The organism is Acidobacteriota bacterium, from assembly GCA_003225175.1.
Taxonomy (GTDB): Bacteria; Acidobacteriota; Terriglobia; order Terriglobales; family Acidobacteriaceae; genus Gp1-AA112.
This window is the reverse complement of the sequence record QIBA01000089.1, coordinates 1-4,444: the sequence shown is the minus strand read 5'-3', so window position 1 is coordinate 4,444 and position 4,444 is coordinate 1. Positions and strand designations below refer to the sequence as shown.

Genomic DNA, 4,444 nt, shown 5'->3' with positions numbered 1-4,444 from the left:
TTTCTTTCATGGGGATTTGCTTTTGACCAACTCGTGAGACAATCCTCTGCCGACCAACGGGAGGCGCTCCACTCTCGCAAACGTCAAGGTTTCTTTTCCTTTCTTTTTATAAGGAGGTTTTGTTTTTGATTTTTCGGCCCCTGCCCAAGATCGGGGTCCCTTGGCGACCAACTTACATCCTGGTTTTCCAGTTAGCCGGTTTAGCGTTTCGGTCCTCCCTGAATCGATCGCCGCCACGGATGCTGCGGCGCCGGCTTGGGCCGCATCACCACCCTTCTCCTCGGCAGCGCGGCCAGCTTCTTGGGACGTTCTGATAATTCATGCCATTTCAAAACCTTGCTGTGCAGCAGCAGTGTCAGAGAGCGATCCCGATGCTCCCGTATCACCACCGTGTTGCCGGCACTCACCGGGGTCTGCTGTTGTGCTTCAATCTGCAACCATCGACTGCCATACTGCACCACCCAGTCGTTGCCCACCTTGCGTTCGTGCTCCAGGCAAAACACCTGGTTTAAGAATCCGCCAGAAAGCGATTGGCTGCCTCATAAGTCGCGATCCTTTTTAAACGCATTTTCTTACTCAGCCGATCTTGATGCGTCCCGTGACCCCGTTCCACTCGGCCCTTGGCTTGGGGCGAATTCGCGCCAATTAACTCGATTCCCAGCTTGGCGCACATGCGCCCAAACTGCGAGATCGGTACGATCCCCTCTTGCTTCTGTCGCGCTGTCGGCTGATGATGATAGACCGTTTTCCAATCCACGTACAATGCTTGCGGCACTCCGTACTTCTCTACCCAGGCCTGCAGCGTGTCGGCCACCCCCCACGTTGTCTCTTCCTCTGCAAAAGTTCCCAAGCTGGTGCTGGTCGCATCATCCACCATGTTCAGCAAACAACCTCTGGGCCCACGAGCTTCTAACCAATTCTCGAAACTGCCGTCCATCTGCACCAGTTCCCCAAAATGCGCTCTTCTCAGCCGCCTCTGCCGGTACACTTTGCGCTTCCGCTCCCGCGTCCACAGATCTGCTTCCAGCATCCATCGCCGCAGCGTCTCGGCATCCACCTCCATCCCGTGATCTTCCGCCAGATGCTCGGCCGCCAGGGTCGGACCGAAACGCTCTCCTACTTCACCCCCATAATGCTTTTTCACTAACTCCAAAACCCGTTCTCGAAACTTCGCTGTTTTGCTGTGGTTGGATCGCCTGCCCGCATTGCCGTGTACCAAGCCATCTGCACCCAGGTCGAAAAAACGCCGGTACAGCCGCCTGGTTTGCCGATAGCACAAACCCAGCATCTCCGCCGCTTCCACTTGCGTGAGATCTTCGGCTTTCACCCGCGAAAGAACGCCAGCCCTTCGAATCTCTTTCTCATTCATTGATGTCCTTATCAACCGGACCTCCTCGGTCCAGTGTGATAGGGACATTTCTATCGAGGTATTAAGGGGACTTTATCATCGAGGTACAACAGGGCGGAGTGAAAGTTTCCCACCGCGGCGGAGGAAAAGGGGACCACTTCTTTCCTTCGAAGGCCGTTTTCCTCTGACTTTGGGGGCGGCTGGAGCGCAGCCCTGCGACGCCCATTAGGGCGGCGCGTTTAGGGCGGAGCGGAAGCCGCCTCCAAAGTCAGTCGCGGTCGGGGCGCCAGGAGTGGCGGGTTATTGCGTGCCGGGGCCGGGCTCTTTCTTCTTCCTGCTGTCTTTGAGCCGGAAGCTGTCCCCGTTCATTTCCAGGATGTGAACATGATGGGTCAGCCGATCCAGCAGGGCGCCGGTCAGCCGCTCCGAGCCCAGCACTTCGGTCCACTCGGCAAAGGGCAGGTTGCTGGTCACCAGCGTAGAAGTCCGTTCGTAGCGCTGGCTGAAAACTTCGAACAGCATTTCGGCGCCGGTCTTCGACAGCGGCACGAAACCCAGTTCGTCCACCATCAGCAGTTCCTGCCTGGCCAGATGCTTCTGATACCGCAGCAGGCGCTTCTCATCTCGTGCTTCGATCAGCTCATGCACCAGCGACGCCGCAGTGGCGAAGCGCACGCGAAATCCCTGCTGACAAGCCGCCAGTGCCAACGCCAAGCCGATGTGGGTTTTCCCGGTCCCGCTCGAACCCAAAACATAATGCCCATAGTCCGGAGATCGTCAAGATTCACTACCCGTTCCACCCGCTTTGCGGACAGAGTCTGCGCGTCCGGAGAAGGGCGACATTTCCCCGGGGAGAGTACGTTTATTGCGAACTCCCTGACGGGACCATTGGTGGGTTTCCATCCTGGATGGCCGATCCGGTCCGCGGTCCGAGTTTCACCAGTGGATCTCCATTGGCATCGGCTGCGGCATTGGCGGATCTTTGGTCATTACTGAACCACTTGCATTCAAGCTCCGATCGCGGTAACGCAGCAGTGAGGAAGGTGCGATCGGATGACTCGAATGCAACCAAAGAAGACGCTGGGTACACCGCAAATGAATCTGCCCTTTTGTGACAGTAAGCCGATGGTGTTGCCGGAAGGCAAACAGCGGGAACTGGCTGCAGCCTTGGCCGACCTGCTGTTGAACGCAGTTGTCGAACCGTGCGGAACGAAGTCGGAGGAGCAGGAATGAATCCGAAGATTACACCGGATCACTTGAGCCGGCGGGCCATCGTCTATATTCGGCAATCGTCGCCTGGTCAGGTAATTCTCAATCAGGAGAGCCAGCGACGACAATACGGCCTCGCCGATCACGCCCGCCAGTTGGGCTTCCAGCAGGTTGAGATTATCGACGAGGATCTTGGCCGATCCGGCTCCGGCCAGGTGGAGCGTCCCGGATTTCAACATCTCGTGGCGGAAGTATGCACCGGGCAAGTGGGTGCCGTCTTATGCATCGAAGCTTCGCGTCTGGCGCGCAATGGCCGGGACTGGCATCACCTGATCGAACTCTGCGGATTAGTCCGCGCTATCGTCATCGATCCGGACGGGGTTTACGATCCGGGCATTCTTAACGACCGCCTGTTGCTCGGGCTCAAGGGGACGATGAGCGAGTTTGAGTTGAATCTCCTGCGACAACGGTCGCTTGAGGCCATTCGGCAAAAGGCACGCCGGGGTGAACTGCAGTTCCGTTTGCCGGTGGGCTTCCGGTGGACCCACCACGGCAAAGTCGAAATGGATCCTGACCGGCGCGTGCAAAATGCAGTGAATCTGGTGTTCACGAAAGTGAGGGAGCTGGGAAGCGCCCGCCAGGTGCTGTTGTGGTTCCGCGGAGAGAAGACGACCCTGCCGTCGCTCGTCCTGGATTCGCCGGGGCACGACATCGCCTGGAAACTGCCGGTATACAACACAATCTGGCACATGCTGAGGAATCCGATGTACGCCGGAGCCTATGCCTTTGGCAAGACGGAGTCGCGTACCAAGGTCGTTGATGGTCGTGCGAGAAAGAGCGAGGGGCATGTCAAAGCGCCCGAAGCATGGACGGTCTTGATTCGTGATCATCATCCCGGTTACATTTCTTGGGAGCAGTTCGAACGTAATCAATCGATGCTGGCTGACAACGCGCACATGAAATCTCGTATGGAGCCGAAGGCCGGACGAGGCGGCCGAAGCCTGTTAGCCGGTTTACTACGCTGCCGCCGGTGCGGGAGGATGTTGCACGTCGCCTACAGCGGTACGCATGGCGAAGTGCCACGCTATCATTGCCGCGGTGCGCACATCAATCATGGCACGGGATGGTGCATCTCATTCGGCGGATTTAAACCAGACCGAGCGGTCGCAGCTGAAATCCTGAAAGCCGTAGAGGGCAACGCGATCGAGGCAGCATTGGAGGTGGCGACACGAGTCGCTGAACAGCAGCGTGAACGTCATCGGGCGCTCTCATTGGAACTTGAGCAGGCGCGTTATGAATCGCGGTTGGCAGCTCGGCGATATGAAGCCGTCGATCCGGATAACCGTCTGGTGGCAGGGGAACTGGAGGCGCGTTGGAACGCCGCTCTCTCTACTGTAGGAGAGGTCGAACAGCGATTACGCGACAACGAGCTGCCCTCCAATGCCACTCGGATCCCCGATAAAGAGACGCTCTGCAGCTTGGCGCAGAACTTCGATGGTTTCCAGATTTGTACATCGGCTATGTCTGCCGGTGAGGTTCTTCTTCATGCGAAGCTCTGAGTGCCTGCCACCGGTCCAGTGAATCAGCAACACGATTTCAGTGGTGGCGTCATCCACATCTGCGACGATCTCTTCGACCAGAATCCGGACGATCCGCTGTTTCAGGCGCATGTCCGTCGCCGGTGAGTTCCACACGGCAGGCAGGTTCTGCGCCAAGCTGCAGAGCGTCTCTTTATCGGGGATCCGAGTGGCATTGGAGGGCAGCTCGTTGTCGCGTAATCGCTGTTCGACCTCTCCTACAGTAGAGAGAGCGGCGTTCCAACGCGCCTCCAGTTCCCCTGCCACCAGACGGTTATCCGGATCGACGGCTTCATATCGCCGAGCTGCC

4 protein-coding genes and 2 pseudogenes are annotated in these 4,444 nt (G+C 57.9%); 2 read left to right on the top strand and 4 right to left on the bottom strand.

Translation table 11 applies throughout. The features are described 5' to 3' along the window. Nucleotides 1–200 precede the first annotated feature (200 nt). The 3 genes from DMG62_21910 to DMG62_21900 form a co-directional block, all read right to left on the bottom strand. Nucleotides 201–503: a hypothetical protein gene (locus DMG62_21910; protein ID PYY20800.1), complete on the bottom strand. Its 303-nt coding sequence runs from the start codon at nt 501–503 to the stop codon at nt 201–203. A gap of 5 nt (nt 504–508) precedes the next feature. Beyond that, entirely contained in the window at nt 509–1,417 is a 909-nt protein-coding gene (locus DMG62_21905) for an ISNCY family transposase (protein ID PYY20799.1), read from the bottom strand. Between the two features lie 231 nt (nt 1,418–1,648). Continuing rightward, entirely contained in the window at nt 1,649–2,098 is a 450-nt protein-coding gene (locus DMG62_21900; GenBank protein PYY20798.1) for an ATP-binding protein, read from the bottom strand. 303 nt (nt 2,099–2,401) lie between these two features. On the opposite strand from DMG62_21900, the gene DMG62_21895 reads away from it, so the two are divergent. Then, on the top strand, nt 2,402–2,581 hold the full coding sequence (locus tag DMG62_21895) for a hypothetical protein (GenBank protein PYY20797.1): 180 nt from the start codon (nt 2,402–2,404) through the stop codon (nt 2,579–2,581). Continuing rightward, nucleotides 2,578–4,047, top strand: a pseudogene (locus DMG62_21890) (serine recombinase). The gene DMG62_21895 and the pseudogene DMG62_21890 overlap by 4 nt, the downstream one beginning before the upstream one ends. Here DMG62_21890 and DMG62_21885 read toward each other — a convergent pair. Beyond that, nucleotides 4,036–4,444 (bottom strand): annotated as a pseudogene (locus DMG62_21885) (serine recombinase). The pseudogenes DMG62_21890 and DMG62_21885 overlap by 12 nt on opposite strands.